Origin of the sequence: Rhizobium sp. BK251, from assembly GCF_004345245.1 — a bacterium.
Classification (GTDB): Bacteria; Pseudomonadota; Alphaproteobacteria; order Rhizobiales; family Rhizobiaceae; genus Rhizobium.
This window is the reverse complement of record NZ_SLUQ01000001.1, coordinates 236,038-259,684: the sequence shown is the minus strand read 5'-3', so window position 1 is coordinate 259,684 and position 23,647 is coordinate 236,038. Positions and strand designations below refer to the sequence as shown.

General features: G+C 61.2%; 20 protein-coding genes. 3 read left to right on the top strand and 17 right to left on the bottom strand.

Annotated elements, in window-relative coordinates:
* Window positions 1–100: 100 nt before the first annotated feature.
* The 7 genes from EV286_RS01215 to EV286_RS01185 form a co-directional block, all read right to left on the bottom strand.
* Window positions 101–1,057 carry a peptide ABC transporter ATP-binding protein gene (locus EV286_RS01215; RefSeq protein WP_132955176.1) on the bottom strand — a complete coding sequence of 319 codons (957 nt, stop codon included), beginning with the start codon at window positions 1,055–1,057 and terminating at the stop codon, window positions 101–103.
* Complete coding sequence (locus EV286_RS01210; protein ID WP_132955175.1) at window positions 1,054–2,070, bottom strand: ABC transporter ATP-binding protein; 1,017 nt, start codon at window positions 2,068–2,070, stop codon at window positions 1,054–1,056. Before EV286_RS01210 ends, EV286_RS01215 begins: the two co-directional genes overlap by 4 nt.
* Window positions 2,071–2,961 carry an ABC transporter permease subunit gene (locus EV286_RS01205; protein WP_132955174.1) on the bottom strand — a complete coding sequence of 297 codons (891 nt, stop codon included), beginning with the start codon at window positions 2,959–2,961 and terminating at the stop codon, window positions 2,071–2,073. It abuts the gene before it with no gap.
* Between the two features lie 9 nt (window positions 2,962–2,970).
* Window positions 2,971–3,975 (bottom strand): ABC transporter permease subunit, encoded by a 1,005-nt coding sequence (locus tag EV286_RS01200; RefSeq protein WP_132955173.1) that lies wholly within the window; start codon window positions 3,973–3,975, stop codon window positions 2,971–2,973.
* Window positions 3,976–4,064: 89 nt separating this feature from the next.
* Window positions 4,065–5,660 (bottom strand): ABC transporter substrate-binding protein, encoded by a 1,596-nt coding sequence (locus EV286_RS01195; RefSeq protein ID WP_132955172.1) that lies wholly within the window; start codon window positions 5,658–5,660, stop codon window positions 4,065–4,067.
* 335 nt (window positions 5,661–5,995) lie between these two features.
* Window positions 5,996–6,475, bottom strand: a complete 480-nt coding sequence (rirA, locus tag EV286_RS01190; protein WP_132955171.1) for an iron-responsive transcriptional regulator RirA — start codon at window positions 6,473–6,475, stop codon at window positions 5,996–5,998.
* 216 nt (window positions 6,476–6,691) lie between these two features.
* Window positions 6,692–8,188, bottom strand: a complete 1,497-nt coding sequence (locus EV286_RS01185) for a CoA-acylating methylmalonate-semialdehyde dehydrogenase (RefSeq protein WP_132955170.1) — start codon at window positions 8,186–8,188, stop codon at window positions 6,692–6,694.
* Window positions 8,189–8,298: 110 nt separating this feature from the next.
* Here EV286_RS01185 and EV286_RS01180 point away from each other — a divergent pair, with 110 nt between their 5' ends.
* Window positions 8,299–9,180 (top strand): LysR family transcriptional regulator, encoded by an 882-nt coding sequence (locus EV286_RS01180; RefSeq protein WP_132955169.1) that lies wholly within the window; start codon window positions 8,299–8,301, stop codon window positions 9,178–9,180.
* 202 nt (window positions 9,181–9,382) lie between these two features.
* On the opposite strand, the gene EV286_RS01175 is transcribed toward EV286_RS01180, so the two are convergent.
* The 9 genes from EV286_RS01175 to EV286_RS01135 form a co-directional block, all read right to left on the bottom strand.
* Window positions 9,383–9,820 (bottom strand): DUF4174 domain-containing protein, encoded by a 438-nt coding sequence (locus tag EV286_RS01175; RefSeq protein ID WP_132955168.1) that lies wholly within the window; start codon window positions 9,818–9,820, stop codon window positions 9,383–9,385.
* A 252-nt stretch (window positions 9,821–10,072) separates the two neighbouring features.
* Window positions 10,073–10,312, bottom strand: coding sequence for a helix-turn-helix transcriptional regulator (locus tag EV286_RS01170; protein WP_132955695.1), 240 nt, complete (start codon window positions 10,310–10,312; stop codon window positions 10,073–10,075).
* Window positions 10,313–10,761: 449 nt separating this feature from the next.
* Window positions 10,762–12,912 carry an alpha/beta hydrolase gene (locus EV286_RS01165; RefSeq protein WP_132955167.1) on the bottom strand — a complete coding sequence of 717 codons (2,151 nt, stop codon included), beginning with the start codon at window positions 12,910–12,912 and terminating at the stop codon, window positions 10,762–10,764.
* Between the two features lie 11 nt (window positions 12,913–12,923).
* The gene (locus EV286_RS01160) at window positions 12,924–13,883 is read right to left on the bottom strand and encodes a hypothetical protein (protein ID WP_132955166.1); all 960 of its coding nucleotides are present in this window, start codon (window positions 13,881–13,883) and stop codon (window positions 12,924–12,926) included.
* A 105-nt stretch (window positions 13,884–13,988) separates the two neighbouring features.
* Window positions 13,989–14,414: a hypothetical protein gene (locus EV286_RS01155; RefSeq protein WP_132955165.1), complete on the bottom strand. Its 426-nt coding sequence runs from the start codon at window positions 14,412–14,414 to the stop codon at window positions 13,989–13,991.
* A gap of 10 nt (window positions 14,415–14,424) precedes the next feature.
* A complete protein-coding gene (locus EV286_RS01150; protein ID WP_132955164.1) occupies window positions 14,425–15,978 on the bottom strand; it encodes a c-type cytochrome in 1,554 nt (517 codons plus the stop codon).
* Between the two features lie 7 nt (window positions 15,979–15,985).
* On the bottom strand, window positions 15,986–17,326 hold the full coding sequence (locus tag EV286_RS01145; protein ID WP_207909709.1) for an NADH:flavin oxidoreductase: 1,341 nt from the start codon (window positions 17,324–17,326) through the stop codon (window positions 15,986–15,988).
* Window positions 17,326–18,216, bottom strand: a complete 891-nt coding sequence (locus EV286_RS01140; RefSeq protein WP_132955163.1) for a hypothetical protein — start codon at window positions 18,214–18,216, stop codon at window positions 17,326–17,328. The genes EV286_RS01145 and EV286_RS01140 overlap by 1 nt, the downstream gene beginning before the upstream one ends.
* Before the next feature lie 3 nt (window positions 18,217–18,219).
* On the bottom strand, window positions 18,220–20,049 hold the full coding sequence (locus tag EV286_RS01135; RefSeq protein ID WP_132955162.1) for a peroxidase family protein: 1,830 nt from the start codon (window positions 20,047–20,049) through the stop codon (window positions 18,220–18,222).
* Window positions 20,050–20,609: 560 nt separating this feature from the next.
* Here EV286_RS01135 and EV286_RS01130 point away from each other — a divergent pair.
* Together EV286_RS01130 and EV286_RS01125 are read left to right on the top strand one after the other, a co-directional pair.
* Window positions 20,610–21,068 (top strand): DUF4126 family protein, encoded by a 459-nt coding sequence (locus EV286_RS01130; protein ID WP_132955161.1) that lies wholly within the window; start codon window positions 20,610–20,612, stop codon window positions 21,066–21,068.
* A gap of 148 nt (window positions 21,069–21,216) precedes the next feature.
* Window positions 21,217–21,672, top strand: a complete 456-nt coding sequence (locus tag EV286_RS01125) for a hypothetical protein (protein ID WP_132955160.1) — start codon at window positions 21,217–21,219, stop codon at window positions 21,670–21,672.
* A gap of 94 nt (window positions 21,673–21,766) precedes the next feature.
* On the opposite strand, the gene EV286_RS01120 is transcribed toward EV286_RS01125, so the two are convergent.
* Window positions 21,767–23,227, bottom strand: coding sequence for a lytic transglycosylase F (locus tag EV286_RS01120; RefSeq protein WP_132955159.1), 1,461 nt, complete (start codon window positions 23,225–23,227; stop codon window positions 21,767–21,769).
* Window positions 23,228–23,647: the final 420 nt, after the last annotated feature.

Below are 23,647 nucleotides of genomic sequence, written 5' to 3'. Positions count from 1 at the left end.
AAGACGCCCGGCAAGAGGCTTTTTAGGCTCCGCTGCGGCAAGGATGCAAGGGCGGCTGAAGGCGGACATCACGCGGATGCCTCGCCAGCCGCCTCGCGGGTCAATCCAATGGGAAATGGCAGGCGTAGCGGTGGGCACCCTCGCCGCCAAGCTCCGGCTCCACCTTGCGGCAATGGTCCTGCGCCTTCCAGCAGCGCGGATTGAAGTGACAGCCGATCGGCGGGTTCAGCGGCGACGGCAGTTCGCCCTGCAGGCGAATGCGGTTCTTTTCGCGGTCCGGATCTGCGATCGGCGTCGCGGAAAGCAGCGCTGCGGTGTACGGATGGCGGGGCCGCTCGAAGACCTCGGCTGCCGGACCTGTTTCCACCGGCCGTCCAAGATACATGACCATCACGTCATCGGCGATGTGGCGCACGACGGAAAGACCGTGGGAGATGAAGAGATAGGCAAGACCCATCTCCTTCTGCAGGTCCATCAAGAGGTTCAGCACCTGCGCCTGGATCGACAGGTCGAGGGCGGAGACCGGCTCGTCGAGCACCAGCACCTTCGGCCGCAGCATCAATGCGCGGGCGATCGCGATGCGCTGGCGCTGGCCGCCGGAAAACATGTGCGGATAGCGATCATAGTGCTCGGGCCGCAAACCGACCCTTGCCATCATCGCTTCCGCCTTGCGCCGGCGTGTCCGCGCGTCGTCATCCGTGTTGATCTTCAGCGGCTCTTCCAGGATCGAGCCCACCTTCTGGCGCGGATTGAGCGAGCCGTAAGGATTCTGGAACACGATCTGTACCTGGCTGCGCAGATCCTTGTCGCCTACCCGGGCCGGCTTGCCATCGATCAGCAGTTCGCCGGCAGTCGGATCCTCGATCATCGTCACCAGGCGGGCGAGCGTCGACTTGCCGCAGCCGGATTCGCCCACGACCGCGAGTGTGCGCCCGGAATGAAGGCTGAAGCTCACTCCGTTCAGTGCGCGAACGGTCGCCTCCGCTTTGAAGAGGCCACGGTTTACCGTGTAGAAGCGGGCAAGATCCTTGCCCTCGAGAACAGCGCTGGTGGTCATGCCACGCCTCCTGCGGATTCCGTGACAACAATGCCGGGGTGGTTCAAAGGCTTGCCCTGCTGGAGGGGATAATTGCAGAGAGCGAGACCCAGGTCCTCGCCCTGGCGGACGACGCCGCGATCGCATTCGACCGTCGCGAAGCCGCAACGCGGTGCGAACAGACAGCCGGTCGGGCGGTCATGCTGCCCGGGCACGACGCCGGCGATCGAAGGCAGCTTCTGCCCGACCTCGGCACGTTCGGGCAGGGCCGAAAGAAGTGCTGCCGTATAAGGATGATGCGGATCGCGGAAGAGCTCCTTGACCGGCTGCTCCTCGACCTTCTGGCCAGCGTACTGGACCTGGACACGCTCGGCGGTCTCGGCGACGACACCCATGTCGTGGGTGATCAGCACCAGAGCCATGCCTTGCTCCTTCTGCAGCCGTGCAAGCAGATCGAGAATCTGCGCCTGGATGGTCACGTCGAGCGCAGTCGTGGGCTCGTCGGCGATCAGGAGCTTCGGATTGCAGGCAAGCGCCATGGCGATCATCACGCGCTGGCTCATGCCGCCCGACATCTGGTGCGGAAAATTCGAAAGCCGGTCTTCCGGCGCCGGAATGCCCACGAGGTTCAGCAGCTCGATCGAGCGTTCGCGGCGTTCCTTGCGGTTCATGCCCATATGGATGCGCAGCGTCTCGCCAAGCTGGAAGCCCACGGTGAAGCAGGGATTGAGGCTCGACATCGGCTCCTGGAAGATCATCGCCATGTCCTTGCCGATGATCTTGCGGCGCTGACGCGCGGTCACACCGCGGAGGTCCTTGCCGTCGAACATCATCTTGTCGGCCGTGATCCTGGCCGTCCACGGCAACAGGCCCATCATGGCAAGCATGGAGACGGACTTGCCGGAACCGGACTCGCCGACGATCGAGAGGATCTCGCCCTTGTCGCACTTCAGCGAGACGTTGTCGACGGCGCGGAAGAGACCGGAGGAGGTCTGAAACTCAACCGTCAGGTTTTCAATATCGAGAAGCGCCATTTACGACCTCTTCAGCTTGGGGTCGAGCGCATCGCGCAGACCGTCGCCCATCAGGTTGATGGCGAGAACGGTGATGAGGATGCACAGACCCGGGAAAGTGACGAGCCACGGCGAGCTCTGGAAGAACTCGCGCGCATCGGCGAGCATCGTGCCCCATTCCGGTGTCGGCGGCTGGGCACCCATGCCGAGGAAGCCGAGAGCTGCGGCGTCCAGGATAGCGGCGGAAAACGCAAGCGTCGCCTGGACAATCAGCGGCCCAAGACAGTTCGGCAGGATCGTCTTGAACATCAGGCGCGTGGTGCCAGCGCCAGAGACACGCGAAGCGATGACATATTCGCGCTCGCGCTCAGCCATGACGGACGCGCGCGTTAGGCGCACGAAATGCGGCTGGTTGACGATCGAGATGGCGATCATTGCGTTCAGCAGACCAGGGCCGAGAACGGCCACGAGCACGAGCGCCAGCAGCAGTGACGGAAACGCCAGGATGATATCCATGATGCGCATGATGACCGTGTCGATGCGACCGCGGAAATAGCCCGCGACAAGACCGAGCAGGACGCCTGCGACGGCCGAAAGCGAGGCGACGACAAGGCCGATGAACAGCGAGAAGCGGGTACCGAAGATGAGGCGCGAAAGCATGTCGCGGCCGACGGCATCCGTTCCGAGCGGGAACATCGAATTGCCGTTTGCATCCCAGGCCGGCGGCAACCGCTGCATGCCTTCATGCGGAACGTTGGGATTGTACGGGGCGATCAGCGGCGCGAAGATCGCCATCGCCAGCACGAAAAGAAAGATGGCCAGACCAATCACCGCACCCTTGTTGCGGGAGAAATAGTACCAGAACTCCGACAGTGCGGAGGGTTGGGCAGACTTTGTATTTGCCATGCTCATGAGCCGCTCCTAGTGACGAATGCGTGGATTGATCAGACCGTAGAGAAGGTCGACGATCAGGTTGACGAGCATCACGATGCCGGCGATGAGGAGAAGACCGCCTTGGACGACGGTGTAGTCGCGCTTGAAGACCGCATCGACCATCCATTTGCCGATGCCCGGCCAGGAGAAGATCGTTTCCGTAAGGATCGCACCGCCCAGGAGAACGCCGACCTGCAGGCCGATCGAGGTGACGACCGGGATCATCGCGTTTCGAAGCGCATGCACGCCGACGACACGGAACGGGTTAAGGCCCTTCGACTTTGCCGTGCGGACGTAGTCTTCGCCCAGGACTTCCAGCATGGCTGAACGCGTCTGGCGAGCGATGACCGCAAGCGGGATCGTACCAAGCACAATCGTCGGCAGGATCAGTGAGGAGACCGCCGACTTGAAGGCGCCAGCCTGGCCGGAAAGCAGACTGTCGATCAGCATGAAGCCGGTGACCGGCTTGAAGAAGTACATGAGAGAGATACGGCCGGAGACGGGTGTCCAGTGCAGCGTATTCGAGAAGAGAACGATCAGCAGCAGGCCCCACCAGAAGATCGGCATCGAATAGCCGACAAGGGCAACGCCCATCACCCCCTGGTCGAACCAGGTACCCCGCTTGACCGCAGCGAAGACCCCGGCAGGTATCCCAAGACAGATCGCCAGGATGATTGCACAAATTGAAAGCTCCAGCGTCGCCGGAAACAGCGAGCCGAATTCCTGGAGGACCGGGCGCTTGGTCACGATCGACGAACCCAGATCGCCCTGCACCACGTTGCCGAGATAGTCGAGGTACTGGAGGTAGACCGGGCGGTCGAGGCCGAGATCGTGCATGATCTGGGCATGACGTTCGGGCGCCATCACGCGTTCGCCCGACATCAGCATGACCGGATCACCGGGCAAGAGGCGGATGAACGAGAACGCGATGAGCGAAACGCCAATGAAAGTTGGGATCAGGACCGCGAGGCGTCCGACAAAAAATCGCAGCATGGCAGATGTCCATATTGTTCCGGCGGTCAGGTGTCAAACCTGACCGCCGGCAAAGCCCGATCTTGCCGGGCATTCTTACATAGTTTCAGTTATTCGGCGATATCAACGCCGTCAAAACGGTGAACGCCAACCGGATCCTGCACGAAGCCGGACACCTTTGCGCTCATCGGAACGAACTCGGTGGAATGATCAAGCGTCGCCCACGGAGCTTCCTTCTTGAAGACGACCTGTGCCTGTTCGTAGAGCTTGGTGCGCTCGCCGACGTCAGAGGTGGTCTTGGCCTTCTTCACGAGGGCATCGAATTCCTTGTTGCACCACTGCGCGCGGTTGTTGCCGCCGACGGCTTCGCAGCCGAGCAGGGTGTCGAGGAAGTTGTCCGGATCGCCGTTGTCGCCGGTCCAGCCGAGGATGGCGGCGCCATCGCGGTTCTTGTCCTTCGACAGCTTCAGGTATTCAGCCCATTCGTGCGTGACGATCTCGACCTTGACGCCGATCTTCGCAAGATCAGCCTGCATCAATTCGGCGGCGCGACGAGCATTGAGCATGTACGGACGCGAAACCGGCATCGCCCAGATCTTCATGCTGAGATCCTTGACGCCAGCGGCCTCAAGAGCCTTCTTGGCCTCTTCCGGGTTGTACGGGTCATCCTTGATGGAGTTGTCATACGACCACATCGTCGGCGGGATCGGGTTCTTGGCAACCTGGCCACCGCCCTGGAAGACGGCGTCGACGATCGCCTGCTTGTTGATCGCCATGTTCAGCGCCTTGCGCACTTCAGGCTTGTCGAAGGGAGCCTGCAGCGTGTTGTAGGCGAGGTAGGCGACGTTCAGGCCCGGCTGTTCCAGAACCGTGAGGCTGGAGTCAGCCTTCAGATCCTTGACGTCAGCGGCGTTCGGATACGGCATGATGTGGCATTCGCCGGCCTTCAGCTTCTGGGCGCGAACCGATGCATCCGGCGTGATCGCGAAGACGAGATCGTCGATCTTTTCCTTGCCCTTGAAGTAGGTCGGGTTGGCCTGGTAGCGGATAACTGCATCCGGCTGGTAGGCGACGAAGGTGAACGGACCGGTGCCGAGTGGCATCTGGTTCATCTGTTCCATCTTGCCGTCGGCCTGCAGCTTGTCGGCATATTCCTTCGACAGGATCGAAGCGAAGTCCATCGCGAGGTCAGCGAGGAACGGAGCTTCCGGACGGTTCAAGGTGAATTTGACAGTCAGGTCATCAACCTTCTCGACCGACTTGATGAGGTCAGGGAAGCCCATGCCTGCAGCATATTCGTAGGAGATGCCTGCGGTGTACTTTGCCCACGGGCTGTCAGACTTCAGCTGACGCTCGAACGAGAAGACGACGTCGTCAGCAGTGAGATCGCGCGACGGCGTGAAGAATTCGGTCGTCTGGAACTTTACGCCCGGGCGCAGCTTGAAAGTGTACTGCGTGCCGTCATCGGAAATCGTCCAGCTCTCGGCGAGGCCCGGCTCGACCTCGGTCTTGCCATGCTTGAATTCCACGAGGCGGCTGTAGACCGTGCGCGAGGAAGCATCGAAGGTGGTGCCCGCCGTGTAGATGCCGGGATCGAAGCCTTCCGGCGATCCTTCGGAGCAATAGACAAGCGTTTTCGACCAAGCGGTTGTCGCCATGACCGAAGCCAAGGCTGTCACCGCCAGCAGGACAGAGATCTTTTTCATGATGTCGTTTCCCAGGTTTGTTCTTTTTTAAAGATTTTAGGATCCGGAAAATTGCAATCCGGATCGACGGCGGATGGAACGATATTTATCCCATGAAAGCAACATGCCACGCCGAAAATTTTTCCCGGCGCCCCGCCTTCGAAATTTTAACACAAAAACTGGCCTGAATTAGAAATAATCGGACGCGCAGACCATGAATTTCGCCATATTCGGTATTTTCGAGGCCAAATCACCGGCCTTTCACTCGATTCCATAAGAGGGCAGCATCGGGCCAAAACGAAATCGCGGCCGTCGATGGCAGCCGCGATTTTCACGAGCATTTTATGGATTGCGTATCAGGCCGCCGGCGCGGTGATGGCGGTCTTGGAAAATTCGTCGCCGCCGATGCCAAGCAGGAAGTTGATCTGCGGGCGCGACTTCACGAGATCGTCGATCGAGTATTGCATCAAGACCTCGAAGAAGGCGTTCAGCGCCTTTCTCAGGGCCGAGTTCAGCCCGCAGCTGTCGATCAGCGGGCACTCGACGAAACCGTCATCCTCGAAGCATTCGGCCATTGCGAAGCTGTCCTCGGTGACCTTGACGACGTCGAACAGGCTGATGGACTTCGCAGGCTTGCCGAGACGCACGCCGCCATTGCGACCACGCACAGTTTCGACCAATCCCGCCTTGTTGAGGGGCTGGAGAATCTTAAAGAGAAACAGCTCCGAAACACCGTAGGCCTTGGCGATTTCCGGAATGCGGCTCAAACGTCCGTCATTCGCTGCACAGTACATCAACATGCGCACTGCATAGTTGGTCTGCTTGGTCAAACGCATGCCCGTCTCCTGAATCATGGCCTCGTGCGAAGGTATATAGTGCCTTTCCTAGTTTTGAACAATTCCAAAATATGAAATTCACATTCACGTTTCGCCCGTCTGCCGGCCCAAGCCTGGGGCATTGTGAAGCAGGCTGGGGCATTTGCGACGCCCTGCCCATCGCCATACGAAAAACGGGCCCATCGGGCCCGCTTCGTTGTCTCTCGAAAGAAGTGCTTACTTCATCGTGGGCATGACGAATTCGGCGCCGCCCTTGATGCCGGACGGCCAGCGGGCCGTGACGGTCTTGGTCCGAGTCCAGAACTTGATCGAGTCGGTGCCGTGCTGGTTAAGGTCGCCGAAGCTGGATGCCTTCCAGCCGCCAAAGGAATGATAGGCGAGCGGAACCGGGATCGGCACGTTGATACCGATCATGCCGATGTTGATGCGCGATGCAAAGTCGCGTGCGGCATCGCCGTCGCGGGTATAGATCGCGACACCATTGCCGTACTCATGCTTCATCGGCAGGTCGAGGGCCTCTTCATAGTTCCGGGCGCGGACAACCGAAAGCACCGGTCCGAAGATCTCGGTCTTGTAGATGTCCATTTCGGGAGTGACATGGTCGAACAGGCAGCCGCCGACGAAATAGCCGTTTTCGTAGCCCTGCAGCCTGAAGTCGCGGCCGTCAACGACGAGCTTTGCACCCTGTTCGACGCCGCTGTTGATCAGGCCCCTGATGCGGTTGTAGGCATCCTTGGTGACGACCGGACCCATATCCGCCTTCTCATCGGTATAAGGTCCAATGCGCAGGGACTCGATCTTCGGCGTCAGCTTTTCGACCAGACGATTGGCCGTGTCCTCGCCGACCGGCACTGCGACCGAGACGGCCATGCAGCGTTCGCCGGCAGAGCCATAGCCGGCACCCATCAGCGCGTTGACTGCCTGGTCCATGTCGGCGTCGGGCATGATGATCATATGGTTCTTGGCGCCGCCGAAGCACTGGGCGCGCTTGCCGTTCATCGCGGCCGTACCGTAGACATAGCGGGCGATCGGGGTGGAGCCGACGAAGGAGACGGCGCCGATATCCGGATCGGCGAGGATCGCATCTACGGCCGCCTTGTCACCGTTGACCACATTGAGGATGCCTGCCGGCAGGCCGGCTTCGATCATCAGTTCGGCAAGGCGGATCGGCAGGGACGGATCGCGCTCGGACGGCTTCAGGATGAAGGCGTTGCCGCAGGCAATCGCCGGGGCGAACATCCACATCGGGATCATGCCCGGGAAGTTGAACGGCGTGATGCCCGCGCCGATGCCGACCGGCTGGCGGATCGAGTACATGTCGATCTGTGGACCGGCGCCTTCGGTGAACTCACCCTTCGACAGATGCGGGATGCCGATGACGAATTCGCAGACTTCGAGGCCGCGGACGATATCGCCCTTGGAGTCCTCGACCGTCTTGCCGTGCTCGCTGGAGAGCAGCGTGGCGAGCTCATCCATGTTCTGGTTGAGCAGGTCGACGAACTTCATGAAAACGCGGGCGCGACGCTGCGGATTGGTCGCAGCCCATTTCGGCTGGGCAGCCTTGGCGTTCTCGACTGCCGCGCGGATCTCGTCGACGCTTGCGAGCGCGACCTTCGCCTGCACTTCGCCGGTGGCCGGGTTGAATACGTCGCTGGTGCGGCCGCTCGTTCCGGGGACGGACTTGCCGCCAATGAAATGGCCAATCTCTCGCATGGTATGCCTCCTCTTTTCTCTTGATGGTACGAGCATCGCACTTCAATTTACACAAATCAATCAGCTGCTATAAGCAACGGTTGTGCAAGAATTAAAGTCCGGAGGTGACAATGGATTGGGACGACGCGCGGATGTTCCTGGCGGTTGCGCGAACGGGGCAGATCCTTGCCGCCTCAAAAAGGCTCGGCGTCAATCATGCCACACTAAGCAGGCGGATGACCACGCTGGAAGAGAGCCTCAAGGCGCGCCTGCTCGTTCGCCGCACAAACGGTTGCGAACTTACCGCCGAAGGCGAGCTCTTCCTGCATGCCGCCGAGCGGATGGAAACCGAGATGCTGCGGGCGCAGGCGAGCGTCGGGCGGGTGGACGGCGCGATTGCCGGCACGGTCCGGATCGGTGCGCCGGACGGCTTCGGCGTGTCCTTCCTGGCGCCGCGGCTGGGGCGGCTGATCAAGCGCTACCCAGAACTTCGCATCCAGCTGGTGCCGATCCCCCGCTCCTTTTCGCTGTCCCAGCGCGAGGCCGACATCGCGATCACCCTGGAGGGGCCGGAGCAGGGCCGCCTCGTTTCATCGAAGCTCACCGACTATTCGCTCGGGATCTATGCCTCGAAGGCCTATCTCGCTGCGGCGGGAACACCACAGGATCAGGAGGCGCTGAAGGCGCATCCGCGCATCGGCTATGTCGAGGACCTGATCTTCACGGCTTCGCTCAACTTCTCGGGCGAGATCATGCGTAGCTGGGATGCGGCCTTTGAGATTTCCACTGCCATCGGCCAGACCGAGGCTGTCCGATCCGGCGCAGGCATCGGCATCCTTCACGACTATATTGCCCGACAGTATCCGGAGCTCGACCGCATCCTCCCCGATCTTTCGATCCGCCGCGCCTATTGGACGACCTATCACGAGAGCGCACGCGACCTTGCCCGCGTGCGCACCGTCGCCGACTACCTCCAGGAACTGGTCAGCGAGGAACGCGGGATTTTCCTATAGGTAAAGCCGCGCGTGTTTCGGCGGTTCGTTATTCTCGTCCGGATTGGGCAACGGTACCTCGTCAGGCAAGACGTCGGGTTCGGGTTCTTTGATCGGCGATTCAGGCTTCCAGCCCGGAGGAGGCATCGACGGCTGATCAGGGATGGGCTCATGAGGCACGGACATTGCCGGTCTCCTTCTCATCCTGAAATCTGGGTGGGGTCTATTGATCGGGCTGAAAGGCTTCCGCCGCCCGCACCGGCATGCTGTCTACGATCGCAAAAAGCTCGCCATCGCTGATGGGTTCGCTGACGCGCAGCTTGACCGTGCCGTCCTTGCCGACGAGGACTGCTGCAAATTCACCGGGCTCGGTCGCCTGGAGATCGCGGCGCACCTCGTCGCCATCCAGGCCCTGGCCGGTGCCGAAGAGCGGCAACACCGTCGATCCGCGCACGCGCAGCACCACGATGTCTCGCTCGGCAAGGCCGTCCCGGTCCCCAAGAAGCTGGTTTTCCTGGCGCACGGCACGCGAATTGTCATCATCCGAGAAGATGACGATCACCCGGCTCTTCCACTGGAATTGTTCGAGGCTGGCAACGGCCGCATACGCGCCGCTCGTTTCATCGACCTTGGTCGCACCGTATATAAGCGATCTCGTCATGGCATCACCTTTCCGGGAAAGGAACGGGCGAGACGCTGCGAGGTTCCACCGATAAAGCCGGCGCGACATACGGCCGAAGGGATGCTTCCACGCTTTGCACCGGGGAACTCAGATCGATGTCATCGGGATTCAATCGACGGCAGCGCGATCCGTCAGGCAAAGCCCCTGTGAGGAGCCGTGAGGGAGGGGCAAGTATCTGACGGTGTTTCCCGGCCGTCCGGTCATGATCGACCGGGCAGCCGGGATCGAAATTCAAACGTCAGCGCCCAGCAATGCGGACAACGGAAGCTGGAGCGCGGCAGCGATGCGCTTCAGCCTTGTAGGATCGGCATCCGAGCCGTCTTCGATTGCGGAAATCTCCGGAATTGCCAAGCCGCATGTAACGGCCAGATCTTCAATACTATAACCAACCGCCTCACGGGCCGCCTTCACGCGGCTACCAACACCGGCAACCGGCACAGCATGTTGAAAATTATTCAACGAAATGGACATCATACGTCTCCTTCTATGCGTAAATCTGGTGAGTTCCTCTCCAGTTTGCGTCAAACGCATCGTTAAGATGCCGGTAACCTTTTATTGCTGCATTGCGGTATGGGCAAGCCAAAATTACCGTGATGTCTCGGGGTCACTCGACCACCAGCCAAGCAAATCTCGTTTCCGGCTCCGAGGAGATAGAGCGAATTTGCAAAAGGGCAATATAGCTTGTTCGGCAGATTTTGGTCCGAAATAAGTCCTTTTATAACAAAGAGATATGCTGCTGCGCGCGACCTCAATCACCCTGAAGTATTAAGCCGGCTGCCCCGTGCGCATTGTGACGGCTAGCGGCCTACGTTCAGCTATCAATTTAGCGCGAGGTGCACTGGTTTCGCCGTTCGCAAACGCCTGATCGCTGCATTGCAGCGCCGATGTCAGCCATCCAGAGCTTGAGAACGGCTCGGTTTTCAGAACAGGTCCCCCGACAATTCAGCCGAGTTGAAGCCGCACTTGAGAGCCGATGGCCCCGCCGCACCGATCACGCGGGCGAGCACATGGTTCATTGTCAAAGGGTCGTTGTCGAACCCGCCGTGAGACGAAGACCGGCTCACCTGCCGTGGTAAGGGAATTGGCTTGCCGTCGCGGTCGGTCGACCCTGCGAGATGATAGGCTATGCCTTCCTCATGTCCCCTGATGAACTTGTCCATTCCCGCAATGGGCGTCTCCGGCCTCCCCTCCAGCGCGTTCGAGACGAGATAGAGCAACGATTTGCGGTAGAGGTCGACCACATTGTCGTCGCGCTCTGCTGTGTCAGTCAGATTGTAGACGGCAAAAGGCTCGCGTTTGGCGACCAGGTCGGGCGCAACCGGCTTCAGCATGGTGGTGAACGTGCTCACGTCACATGCGGGCGCAAAGAGGCTGACGGTGCCGACGCGCTTGGCAAACGACACACCATCCTGCCTCGCGCGGTCGAACATGTGCGCGAGGAATGTCGCCCCGGCGCTGTGGCCGACGAAGTGGACGGTCTTCGCATTCGCACCGGCCGCGACCGCCTCGATGATGCGCCGTGTGGCACGCCAGGCATCACCTGCTTTCTCGGTGGAAACATCCGAGCAGAGAAAGGCATCCGTCTTCATCTCTCTCCAGAAAGGGGTGACGAGCGGACGCGCTGCGCCCTCAATGAGGGTGTCGGTCAGATCCTGGAGGCCGGGGCCGGCGGCACGGCCGGACACCCTTTCCCATACGCGGCCAATGAGATCTTCGGCGACCTCGCCGAGCCCCGTGCGCCACAGATAGAAGATCGGCCAGACCCGATTGCGCTTGAAGCCGTCCGACATGGCGGCGGTTCGCGCGATAGCAGCATCAAGGCTGTTGATCCCCCCATGCGCGTAGAAGAGGACATGGTCGTATTTCCCTGCACCGCCCTTGTCGCTTTCATCCGTCAGGTGACGGATCGTCTCCTCGATCGCTTCGGCCGACGACGCATAGGGAGGCTCCCCGCAATAGCGGCCGTCTTTCACATGGATATAGTTGCCGACGATCTTGAGATTGGGTTCGGAGGCGCGAAAGAGGCCAAATCCCGGCTGCAGGTCCTGCTTGGCGGCGGTGCGATAGCCGCCGGCATACCCAGACGGCAGTCCCGCGGGAGCCTGCAGCCGCAGGACCCACGCATCGAGAACATGCGCGCTCCAATCTTCGAAAGACCAGTGCGCCATGCCGGGCAACTGGCCCACGGGTGCCGCCTCGCCCGGTTGCGGCCGTGGATGGGCCTTGGCCGAAAAATCGAAGGCGCCCCAGCGCGTGCCCCATGAGTTGAGGACGATGAAGCCATCGCAATCATAGCCGACGATCGCGAAGGCATGGGCGCCGATGAGTTGGGCCGCCGCTACCCCGGCCTTCGGTAATCGGATACGCCCCTGGTTCCGGCTCACCTCGGCTGCCGACCAGCCGTTGTGGATCATCGCGGTGCAATAGATCGCCTTCGCCTCCGAAAGGGCGGCGTGATAGTGATTGAGGAAGTGACGGAGGCGGAAATAGGCGCCAAGCGTGACCTTCTTGGCATCCTTCGCGATCGGTGCCGTGAGCTTGTAGGAAACATCGCCGTCGATGTAGGGCACAACCACCGAACTGCAGACCCCATGATGATAGAAGCCCTTGATCGCACCCCTTGCGCTGGAGCCAGGCAATCTGTCGTCGGCATATTCGTCGAACAGGCGGGCCTGCTCGTAGAGCATGCGGGCGCTGACCCGCTCGGGTACGTCCGCGCCCGCGTGCCGGCGGATGATGTTCTGCAGGTCGACAACGGCGGCAAGCGCCTGGCCGGTGCAGCTTCCTTCCGACCCCTGGGCGCGTACCGCAAGCCCCATCTTCGCCATGTCGGGCGGCGGCAATATGGTGCCGATCTCGACGAGCCCGGGCTCATAGATCCGGTCGCGGAAGTCGATCGGGTCGGGGCGCACGTTTAGGACGGCGGTGTCGACAATGCCGAGCGGCTTACCCGCGGCAATTTCGATTTTCGGCGAGAATTGCGCGTCGAGCGCGCGGGCGGCCTGCTCGGACATGAGGTGGCGTCCGCCCCGCAGACCGGAAGTCCAGTTGTCCAAGGACTGCGCCGTCATGTCCGATCCCCTTACTTTATGCCCAGTTTGCGGAGCGTCGCCCGAAAGTTGGCGGCGACATCAAGAAAGCCGTCATCGGTGGGATGCAGTTCGTCGAACCAGCGCCCCTTAACGATGCCGCGATTGTCGACGAAATGAACACCGGGAAACTTGCCCTCGAAGGATTTGAAGGCGACGTTGACCTCCTCGAGCAGCACCTTGACGATCTCCCTCTGAAGCGGTCCGTCGGCATAGCCGCGCTTTCGCATCGGCTCCCCCAGCCAGCCGTCTCGCGGCGGGATCTGCAGTCCCTGGCTCGGAAGCGGATTTGCATAATCGTAGGCGTGGACGAGAATGGGCAATGACGGATCAAGCTTGCGCACCGCCTTGAACACGCGGCCGTAGCCATCGAGAAGCGTGGCGAGCTTCGCCTTCCAGGCGTTGACGTCCAGGCAGTCCTTTGCCGCTTGTCCATTGGCAAACGGTCTCAGGAACTTGCCGAACTCATCGCCGACGATGTCGTTGCCGCCGGCGGAGAAGAGCATGGCCCGGACATTCAGCTTTCTCTCGTCCCTGAGGTTGCGCCAGATATCCACAAACTCCATCGCATCGACCATCTGGCCGAGCTCGTCACCCGCCCCGCTCATGCAGAAGATGGTGTAGTTGCTCGTCAGGTGATCGATCGTGTCCTTGATGAAGAGCGGATACTCGAACCAGGAATCCCCCTCTGCGAGGATGATCGGCCGCGGATCCTTTGCCGCGACACGCTGGTTGAACAGCGAGAGCCTCCGGTTGCGATAGGCGGCGTTGAGGGTGCCGAGAACCCAATTGCCGCGCGCGCGGGCATTGACGGATTCGGGTTCGTTGAAGGTGACGTTTTCGTTCGGAAGAAGCGCCGGCGCCATGGCGATCCGGTCCGTGGGCCTCGTCTCGATGTAGGGCTTCAATTCCTCCTCGGGAACATCAGGGTCAGCAAGCTTGCGCAGGAGCACGTGATACTCCATCGGCGGCACCGAACGCGGTGTTCGCTGCCGGGGCCTCTGCGGGGCCTTCCGCTGCTTCGCCCTTGCCATGTTCCCCCCGTTCTGCGCGTGCCTTTATGGCCGCGACATGACCTCGGCCTTGATGAGCGACTGGAAGGAAACGAGGATCAGCACGAGCAACACCGCCTCCAGCAACGCCAGCCACAGGAACGGGCCGCGGATTGCGAGATAGGTGATCAAGAGTATTGCCCTGCCGACAAGGCCGATCATGACACAGACCCGGCCGTCGATCGGGTTCTGGTAGCCCGGCGACTGGAAGAAGCAGAAGACCAGCATCAATACGCCCCAGGCGCGCGCCCAGCCGGTTGCCAGCCCCGACAGATCCATGCCGATCTTGTGCCCGAGCCAGATCGGGCAGACGATGGCAGCAATCCCGATGAGGACCTGCAGGATGAGGCAGACGGCAAAGATCAGCCGAAAGCGTCTGCGTTTTGCCGTTGCGATTGCGCGGCTGCCGCCGATCGAAAGTGAGTATGTCATCGTCCCTCGCCTAGAAAGTCAGGAGATACGCCAGGAGATCGCTTTTCTCGTTAGCAGGTAGCCAGGTGCCATATAGATGCCCGCCATTGCCGTTGCCCGGAAGCCGCGTGCCGTAGCAGAAGGCCGGCTGGCGACCTTCCGAGGGCGTGCAGGACGGTGAAACGAAGCCGCCCTGGGCATCATCGATCACGTCAGAGTCCCGGGTGAAGGCGGTCGGCCTTTCGCTCGGCTGCTTCAAGAGATCTGCGAGCGTCGGTACAGAGCCGTTGTGAAGGTACGGCCCGCGCAGCCAAAGCCCGTCGAGCGGCATGTTCGCGTAGCCATCGGTCTTCGTGAAATTCTTGAACTGATACGGCGTGCCGGCAAAGAGCTCCGAGAGCTGCATCTGGCGGAAGTTTTCGGTGTAGCTGTCGAGGCGGGCGCGGTCCGTTCCTATAGAACCGATCGGATCGACCTGGCCGAGTTGAGCGCCTTCGAAGCGGTATGTCTCGCCATCCTCGAACCCATGGCAGGCGGCGCATTCGCTGGCGTAGATTTGCTTGCCGCGCGCCGCGGCCGCTGCGTCGACGACGTGCGGGCTCGGAGGAGGCTTGAATGTCTTCAACCAGTCGGCGACGCGCTCGATCGCCTCATGATCCACGGTCTCGGGCGTGACACCAGCGCCGAGCGCGGCGGAGAGATTGCGCTCCGCAAGAGAAGTATTGTTGCCGTCCCAGTGGAGATGCATTCCCTCCCGTGGACCTTGGAGGAATATCGACGGGAAATCCGTGGTGCCGATGCGTTCCTCCTGCGTCAGGTCGGCGAGGTGAAGGCCCATGTTCCCCACCTTGTAGGGATTGAACGTATCGACGCGCCCCGGACCCCAGGCAGGCTGGACATCAAGGAGCGGCGCAAGATGCGACTGCCGGGCGATCAGCCCTTCCCGCATTCGCGGCATCACGACGAACTGCCAGACCAGTGTTTCGATCGGGCCTAGGCCGTAGCCTGCATCGTCCATGGCGTCGAAGAGGCGTGACGGCTGCAGCTTCTCGTCGGCCGCCAGCGACAGCACGAACTCGATGAAGCGGTGAAGCTGGAGATTGTTCGACGGCATACCGAGCACGATCTCCTTCGGCCCGTCGGCGGTCGATTGCCAGGTACCTACATGGCAGACGGCGCAATTGAACCAAACCACATCGACGCCATGCACGTTGCGCTTCGATATGCCGATGGGCAGGTCTCGCTGCTTGCCGTCTTCCTGTTCGTAGAGAAAGCCGAAGGCCGAATAGTCATCCCGGCCCTCGAAGGCATCCGGAAACAGCTTCGGCAGCGTCATCCAGACCTTATAGGGGATGCCGCTGTTCTCCTCCGCACCGATCGAGCCGTATTTGAAGTGCTCGACGGGGTCCGGGTAATAGCGCGTGTCGTTCGAAAAATACATGCGCAGCCCCAGGATGCCGGCGACGAGGACGGCAAGGCCGAGGACAAAGACGGCGAGGACGGCAAACAGGATCGGCGTCGACCAGCGCCGCCGGCGCGCCAACTCCTCTTCCACCACTGTAACGGTTGATGTGGGCTCGGTCATCGCTCCCTCACGGTATCCTCAGGCCGGGCTTGGTCCTGTAGATCGACATCAACTCTTCGAGCATGGCTTCGCGGCTCGGAAAACGGCTCTCCTCATAGCAGCCCATCGGGTTCTTCGGAGCGTTCACCAGGCACTTGTTGCAATAGGTACATGGCCTTTCGGGCAGGTCGCGGCCGGCGCGCCACTGCTCGACGAGGTCGTTGCTGGCGACCAGCGACCGCGCGATCGAAACGCCATCCACGGCACCGGAGGTGATCGCCTCGCGCACGAAAGAGGCCGACTGGAAACCGCCGGTACAGAGGACCGGGATCGACACCGCCGCTTTTATCTGCCGCGCTTCCTCGAGAGTGACGCCCTCGATGGGCAGGCCCTTCTTCATCCGGAACCACAGCCAGCGGAAGATCGGCCTGAGCATGGGGAAGCGGAAGAGCAGGAAGTTGCGGAAGCCGAAGACGCCGGAAGAGATCATCGCGTCGTAGGTTACGGCGAGCGTCTCCAGGCTGAGGTCACCAGGCGGATTCAGGGGATGCGGGAAAAGGGAGCCGGTCGAGACGTGAATGGCGTCGGCACCCGCGGCCTCGCACCAGCGGGCGACGGCAATCGTGTCGGCGAGGGTATTGCCCTTGCCTTCCCATGGGATGACGTTGTTGTGGTCAGCCGCCGAGAGCTTCACCTGCAGGTGGAAGTCGGACCCCGCCTCGCTGCGGATGGCGCTGATCACCTCGAGCAGGAAGCGAGCACGATTGCGCAGCGAGCCTCCATAATGATCCGACCGGTCGTTGATGCCCGAGCTCAGGAACTGCGTGAAGAGATAGCCGTTCGCCGCGTGCAGCTCGACCCCGTCAAGGCCGGCCTGCCGGGCGCGCCACGCGGCCCTGCCGAAATCCTGGACGAGCCGGCTGATCTCGCCGGTAGACATCGCCTGCGTGAGGAAGCCGTGCAGCGTTTCCTTGGAGCTCGTCGAGGAGGGAGCACGACGCTGCTGGTTGTGCACACCCGGCAGGTCCATTTGCCGGCCCGAGTGGCTGAGCTGCATGATGTACTTGGCGCCGTTGGCGTGAACGGCCCTCCCCAGCGCCTCCCAGAGCGGAATGAAGTCGTCGCGATGCATCGTCGCGTAGCCGGCGATGATGCGGCCGTGCATGGCAACCGGCACATATGAGGAAATGATCGCCCCGACGCCGCCCTTGGCGAATTTCGTCTCCCAGTTTATCCGGGTCTGCGTCAGCGATCCGTCCTCGTTGTCGAAACGGCCGGAGATGTTGGAGCGGAAGACCCGGTTCTTGACCGTCAGGTTGCGGAAGACGAGCGGCGTGAAGATCGGGTCAGGGGACAAGCCGTGGTTCATCACGCGCCCCCCTCTTGCTTCGCACGGCGCCAGATCTCCTTGACCACCGACCGGAGATAGAGGCTGGCGGGACATTGGCTCCAGTGACCCTCCAAGAGGGTTGCTCCAGGCGTCAATTGCCCATCCGACGCCTCGCGCAGGTTGAGCGTCACCAGCGTTCCCTTTGCCACAGGCCCGGCGATCGTGTCGGCGGGGCGGATCGCCTGCCGCAATACCGTCGGAGGTGCCGCGAAGCACAATGCCAATGCGTCTTCGGGAGAGATCGAACGCTCACCGCGGGTCGCATACAATGTCCGCATTCGCTCTGCCGTGACCACCAGATTGTGCAAGGCGACCATCGTGACGTGCAGCGCGACGGGATGGCCGTTGACACGTTGGGCAAGACGATCGCGCGCCCGCTCGACCCGCCCCGTCAGCCGGTCAATCAGCCAGCGAAGCGGGTTGCGGCTCCCCAGGCTCGCATTGACGAGCTCGGCTGCGGCGAAACTCGCATCGTCGCCGCGATAGTCCGGCACGAAAAGCCGGCCAAACAGCGTCTGGATGGCGATGCCCGCCGCTCTGCGGTCGCTTCCGCCACGCACATAGGCGACGATGGCGGCCAGATCCTCCTCGGGAAACGCGCCGACCCCGGCTGCCACATCGCCGAGATGCGCGGCCAGATCGGCCTGGTCGTGCTGCCGCTCCTGGTCCCAGCGCGACACCATCGTCGGGAAAGGTGTCGTACCCACTCTGAGAAGCCGCCTTGCGCGGCCGTAGATCAGCCGGTTGAGGAAGGGGCCTTCAGCAGGTCCACGATCAAGACGCCGGTCCTCGACAAGCAACGCGATCTCCGCCGGATCACTTGCGGTCAGCACATCAAGCATGCCGGGGATGCGACGGCGTCGTGCCATGACCTATCGCTCCGCCTTGGCCCAGGGGAAGAATCCGTTGCGAACATCGGCAAAGTGGCGCCCGAGCTGCGGACAGTGACGCGCGACAACCGTCAGGAACGTGTTTTCCTGCACCCAGGCAAAACCGGCCCTGGTATAGACCTCCGGCCTGAAATCCTCGCAGAAGAAGCGGTCACTCTTCAGCCGCCGCGAGGCCATGAGAATGAAGATGCGGAACACCGTATCGGAAAAGCCGAAGCCCGGCGGCGAGCCGTTCTTCGCATTGCTCTCGGCGAGCGTCCCGACAAGCAGGTCGACCTTGTCCACCGTCCCATAGACTTCCTGCAGTTCCCGGCGCCAGGCCGGATCGTTGGTGAGTTCGTCGAAGTTCTTCGGCACCGGCGCGTTGATCAACCGACGGAACTCGCAGTAGCGCGGAATTCCGCGCTCGCGGTCCCGCAGAATGTCGATCGTCGCCAGATCGACCATGATGCCCTCTTCCGGCTTCTTGTTCAGGTGCCGTAGCGTCTGTGGGAAATTGTGCAGCACCAGCGCTCCGGGATGGGCGGTCGCGAGCGAATAGAGGACATCCTCGTACGACGCCTTGCCGTAAACGTCGCGAACGCCGCCCGATGAGGCACCGAGGAGATCGCATTCATGCAGGATCTGGCCCGCCTCGTGCGTGGAGAAGGAGAAGGCATCGGGCAACAGCGAATGCAGCCGGTAGGAAGCCGCGAATTCCTCGGTCATGGCATAGGGAGCAGCATGGTGGTTCACGTTGGAGCCGGGGATGCCCGAAAGGATCTCGCCCATGCCTTCGCGCCCGAACACCTTGGAAACTCTTTCGCCGCGCAGTCCCCAGAAATTCCCACGCATCGCCGCCCGGCCATCGGGCGAATTCATCAGGGCGGGCGTCCACTCGACAGTGTGAATCTTGGCAAGCAGGGCGGAGAGCACAAGCCGGGCCTTCTGAAAGAGCCACTCGCCGTCCTTGCCCGGATTATCGATGGCGATACGGTCGACGATGGAATTGTGCTCGCGTGCGAAGAGCGTGTGCAGTACGGACAGGCCGATCCACCAGTTGCCGTTGACACCCGCCAGTTCCTGGTTCGGCCACTTGGCATTCACATCGATGGGCAACATGCCGTTGGCATCGAGATAGAGCTTGCCGTTCGCGAGAACCTGCCCTGAAGACGGATCGGAGCGGACCTCGATCTGACGCTGGAGCGACGAACCGTAGATTTGGGATCCATCCCACCAATGCGTTTCGGTATTGTGGTAGGCGGCGGGTCGGCCGTCCGGCGCGCCGCCGGTCACGTCCGGAAATGTGCGCGGCACCGTCATCTTGCCGAAGGCCCAGTCGTCGCCCTCCGGCAGCGGCACGTCGTGCATCACCGAGACATCGCTCTTGCCGTGGCTCAGCCAGTCATGGACCATGAACTGGATCCAGGCGGCAGCGAGTACGTTGAGATGCGGCACCGGGACGAAGTCCCTGCGGGCGAGCAGGCGGTTGCTGACAAGGCGCGGGCTCGGCTCGAACAGGGTGTCGGTCTCGCCGAAGGTGGATGCGAGCGGCATGTTCCGTCCGAAGCGGGTGCCTGCCATCCCCATCCAGGGCTTTGACATGTCGTTATAAGACCCGTCCGCCGTGCGCGCATTCTGGAAATCGAAGCCTGGCGGCGGCATGACTGTCGGCGGAGCGACCTCGGTGTCCGTGAGGTTTGCCCGCCGCATGTTGACGCGGTGGCCGAGAACGATCGCTATGCTCACCGGAAACGGCCACCGGTACCAGACGGCGAAACGGCTGGTGACGCGCGCAAGTCCGCTCAACAGTTTATCGAGCAAAAATTCCATTGCTCCCCCCGAGAGTCGAAGAATTCATGCACTGGATAGAAATTCTAATTGAATTCAGGCTTCCGGCCCTGCGCCCGTGGCGGCCGGACATGGCAAAACGACTGGCCCCGAGCACCCCCGCTCGAAAGCCTCTGTATCCAGCCCGACTTAAATCTATGGTATTTTAGAAAGATCGGCAATTCAAAAAGCAACTCTAAAGCGAACGCGCTGCGATGAATTGCCGATTGGGCGCCTTCGCTTGTGCTGCGGGAGTGACAGACCGGCCGCTTCGACGGTTATTCACAGGGCTTTGCCTTGCAATTTGCATCGCACCGTTTTAGCAATTTGATGAATAAGACGGGGAACTTGAGTCGCCAGGAAGATAGCCCACTGCCGAAGACGGGGCCGACCTTCAGCGAAGCGAGTACAATCAAGATAATTTCGTTCATAGATTGCAATTGGGGCGCACTAGCGGCCTGGTGCGGATTATCGTGAAGGCACGCGTGGCGCCGTGCAACGCATGCTCACCGTAGCAGAGCGCGGCGCAAACCAGGCTGAGCGGTGGGCCAAGGGGAAGAACGATGTTCATCATACTCGCATTTCTGATCGGAGTTGTTGCCGGCCTGCGTGCAATGGTTGCGCCGGCGGTGATTGCCTGGGGCGCCGCCCTCGGCTGGTTTGACGTTTCCCAGACACCGCTTGCCTTCATGGGATACCGGTGGACCCCGTGGATCTTCACGCTGCTTGCCATCGTCGAACTCATCACCGATCAGCTCCCCACCACGCCAAGCCGCAAGGTTCCCATACAATTCGGCGCCCGCCTCGTGATGGGTGCGCTGACGGGCGCAACCATCGGCTCCGCGAGCGGCCTGCTTCTGGGCGGGCTTGTTGCGGGCATTGTCGGTGCGATCGTCGGAACGCTTGGAGGATCCGCCCTGCGTGCCAGGCTTGCAGCATCGTTCGGCCGGGATCGGCCGGCGGCCCTGATCGAGGATGCAGTCGCCATCATCGGCGCGCTGCTGATCGCGCTTAGCGCCTAAGCCAGGTTATCCAACACTCGATGCCATAGAGGCGTCGGCCATCGTTTTCCTGCCTCGTCGGCGCCAGCAACGCCCGACGATCCCTGTCGGCATGGACAATTGTCCCCGAAGGCTCGCATGCTGGGCGCAACACGATTTATGTCGATTCATGCTGCAAAGCATCAACGCATGCATATTTTCGGCAGGACAGAGCAAATGGCGGCCGATCCCGTCCAAGATCGGCGAACCTTTTTTGTGGAAGGATGTTTTCCGTAAGCAGTCATTTGAAATGCGCATGAAAGAGAGAAGGACTCTGATGACATCACATATGGACTTGGATCGCATCCAGCTTCTGCGCGACCTGCAGGACCACCAGCGCAAGATCACGGCCGGCCTGCCGCGCACTCAATACGATCCGAAAACGCAGCGTATTCGCGAACTCGAGGCGGCGCTGCGAGACGTTAAGGAAGCCCTAGAGCCATTCGCCTCGGAAGGCTCCCGAATGGCGGAAGCCTTGGCCGGCGTTCCCGACGATACCCGCCCGCTGCGCGGCTTCGACATCACCATCGGAGACTTGCGGCGCGCCGTTCTCGCATTCCGCAAGGCATCGGAACGCGACGTCTAGGGCGATCGGCCAACGCCTGCCAAGCCCGGAATGACAAAGCCGTGCTATGCGACGATGTTTGCGAAGGCTTACCCGGCGCTTTTGGGCGAGACCATCATTTGCCGTTCTGGACGCTGACCGACTTGTCGTCACCGCCCGCGCCATCCGGCTCCAGCCGCTTCGCGAGCAGGCTGTAGGCGACGTAGTACTTATAGATGTTGCTGACGTACTGGACGGTCTCGCGGCCAACGACGGCTGCGGCACCGTTTTCGACGTTGCCGAACCAGCGATCGGGATCGAGCCCCATCTCACTTGTCTTTGCACGGAATTTCCTGAGGTTGCCCGGCCCCGCATTGTAAGCTGCGAAGGCGAAGAGGAACTGGACGTCAGGCGTTAGCTTGGGATCATCGATGTAAGTCGCGATGAGGTGGCGCAAGTACTTGGTGCCAGCTTCGACATTGCGATCGGCGCTGGTGGCGATGTCGCGAATTCCGACATCCTTGTCGGACGCGGTCGAGGGCAGCAACTGCATGACACCAACAGCGCCACGCGGACTGCGTCTCGACTGGTCGAGCTGTGATTCCTGGTAGCCTTGCGCGATCAGCATGATGTAGTCGAACGAATATGTCTGCGCGTGTTTGCGGAAGATCGCCACGAGTTCCTTGAACCGCTCGACATCGTTCGGGGCATACGCCCGATGCAGCATCTTGTCGCTCGTATAGTAGCGGTTCTTGAGAATATTGCCGAAGGTCGTGCCGATCTTGTGATCCTTGACGAAGGCGTCGAGAGCCGCCTTCAGCTTGGGGCTATCCTTGCGGATCGCCCAGGCGATCTGTCCCTCGCTGGCGATGGCAAGGTCTTCGCGAATCTTGATGTCGGGAAATACCGTCGCCCAGATGTTCGCCTTGTAGCTGTCCACGACCGTCCACGGGAGCAAGCCCGCATTCACCATTTCAAGCAGGTCCTCGTCCTCCAGGTTCTCGTCCATGGGCGTGACGATAATTTCGGGCTTCCCCTCCGCCTTGCGCTGCTTGTTGAGTTCCAGGAGATGCTCGTAGTAGCTGCTCGATTTCCGCGCGGTAACCTCCTTGCCGCCGAGATCGTCCAGACTGCCTATCTCCGGCGTGGCGGGGCCGGTTACCAGTACCTCGGTCGCCTTGTCGAAGAGCGGCGCAGTGAAATCCACCTGCGCCAGCCGCGAGGGCGTGATCGTCAGATTGGCCATGATGACGTCGCCGCGGCCCTGTATGAGTGCGGCTATGAGTTCGTCCCTTCTGGTCGGGATAAAGGCTACCCGGATTTTCTCGATTTCCTTTTTCTTCCCGGTGTTCAGCACTTTCTCGAGTGCGCGGCCAAACTCCACGGCCGTGCCCAGTTCCGCACCCTTGTCGATGAAATAGATCGTCTTGCTGAACGGCACGAGGACGCGAACGAGGCGCTTTTTCTGGAGAGTGTCGAAATCCCCGGTGTAAACGCCGAGGGAAGCGCCGCCCTGGGCGGAGACCCGAGACGACATCGACGCGACAGCAAACAGCGTGCTGAAGACGAACAGCACCAGCGCGAATGCCCTAAACATTGCGATTGCCTCCCCTGCCCATGAGTGCATGCTAACATGAGGAACGGTCCGTTGCCGAGGAATCTTGCATGCAGTGAGATGCGGGACCAGCGGGCGCTGTCGCTTCCCTGCCTGCCGATGCTCAATGTAAGCCGCAACTTAGTCACCGGCCGTCAACGACACTGCCGGCATTCGGCCGAAGAAGCCGATATTGCAAGAAGAATCAACCAGTGGATTGTTATTCGACTAGCTGCCATAATAACGCGATGACGCAGTCGTCATTCGTCCCCGGAGGGAGGCTGGGGACCCTTGCTTGTCGAATGTGTGAAGCTGCGCGCTTCGATCCTGATGCCGAACGAGTTCTTTTCCAGGAGGGATCGCGTTTCCGCAAAGCTTTGCCATGCCCTTCGAAAAACACGGCAATATCTGCAGCCACGGCTC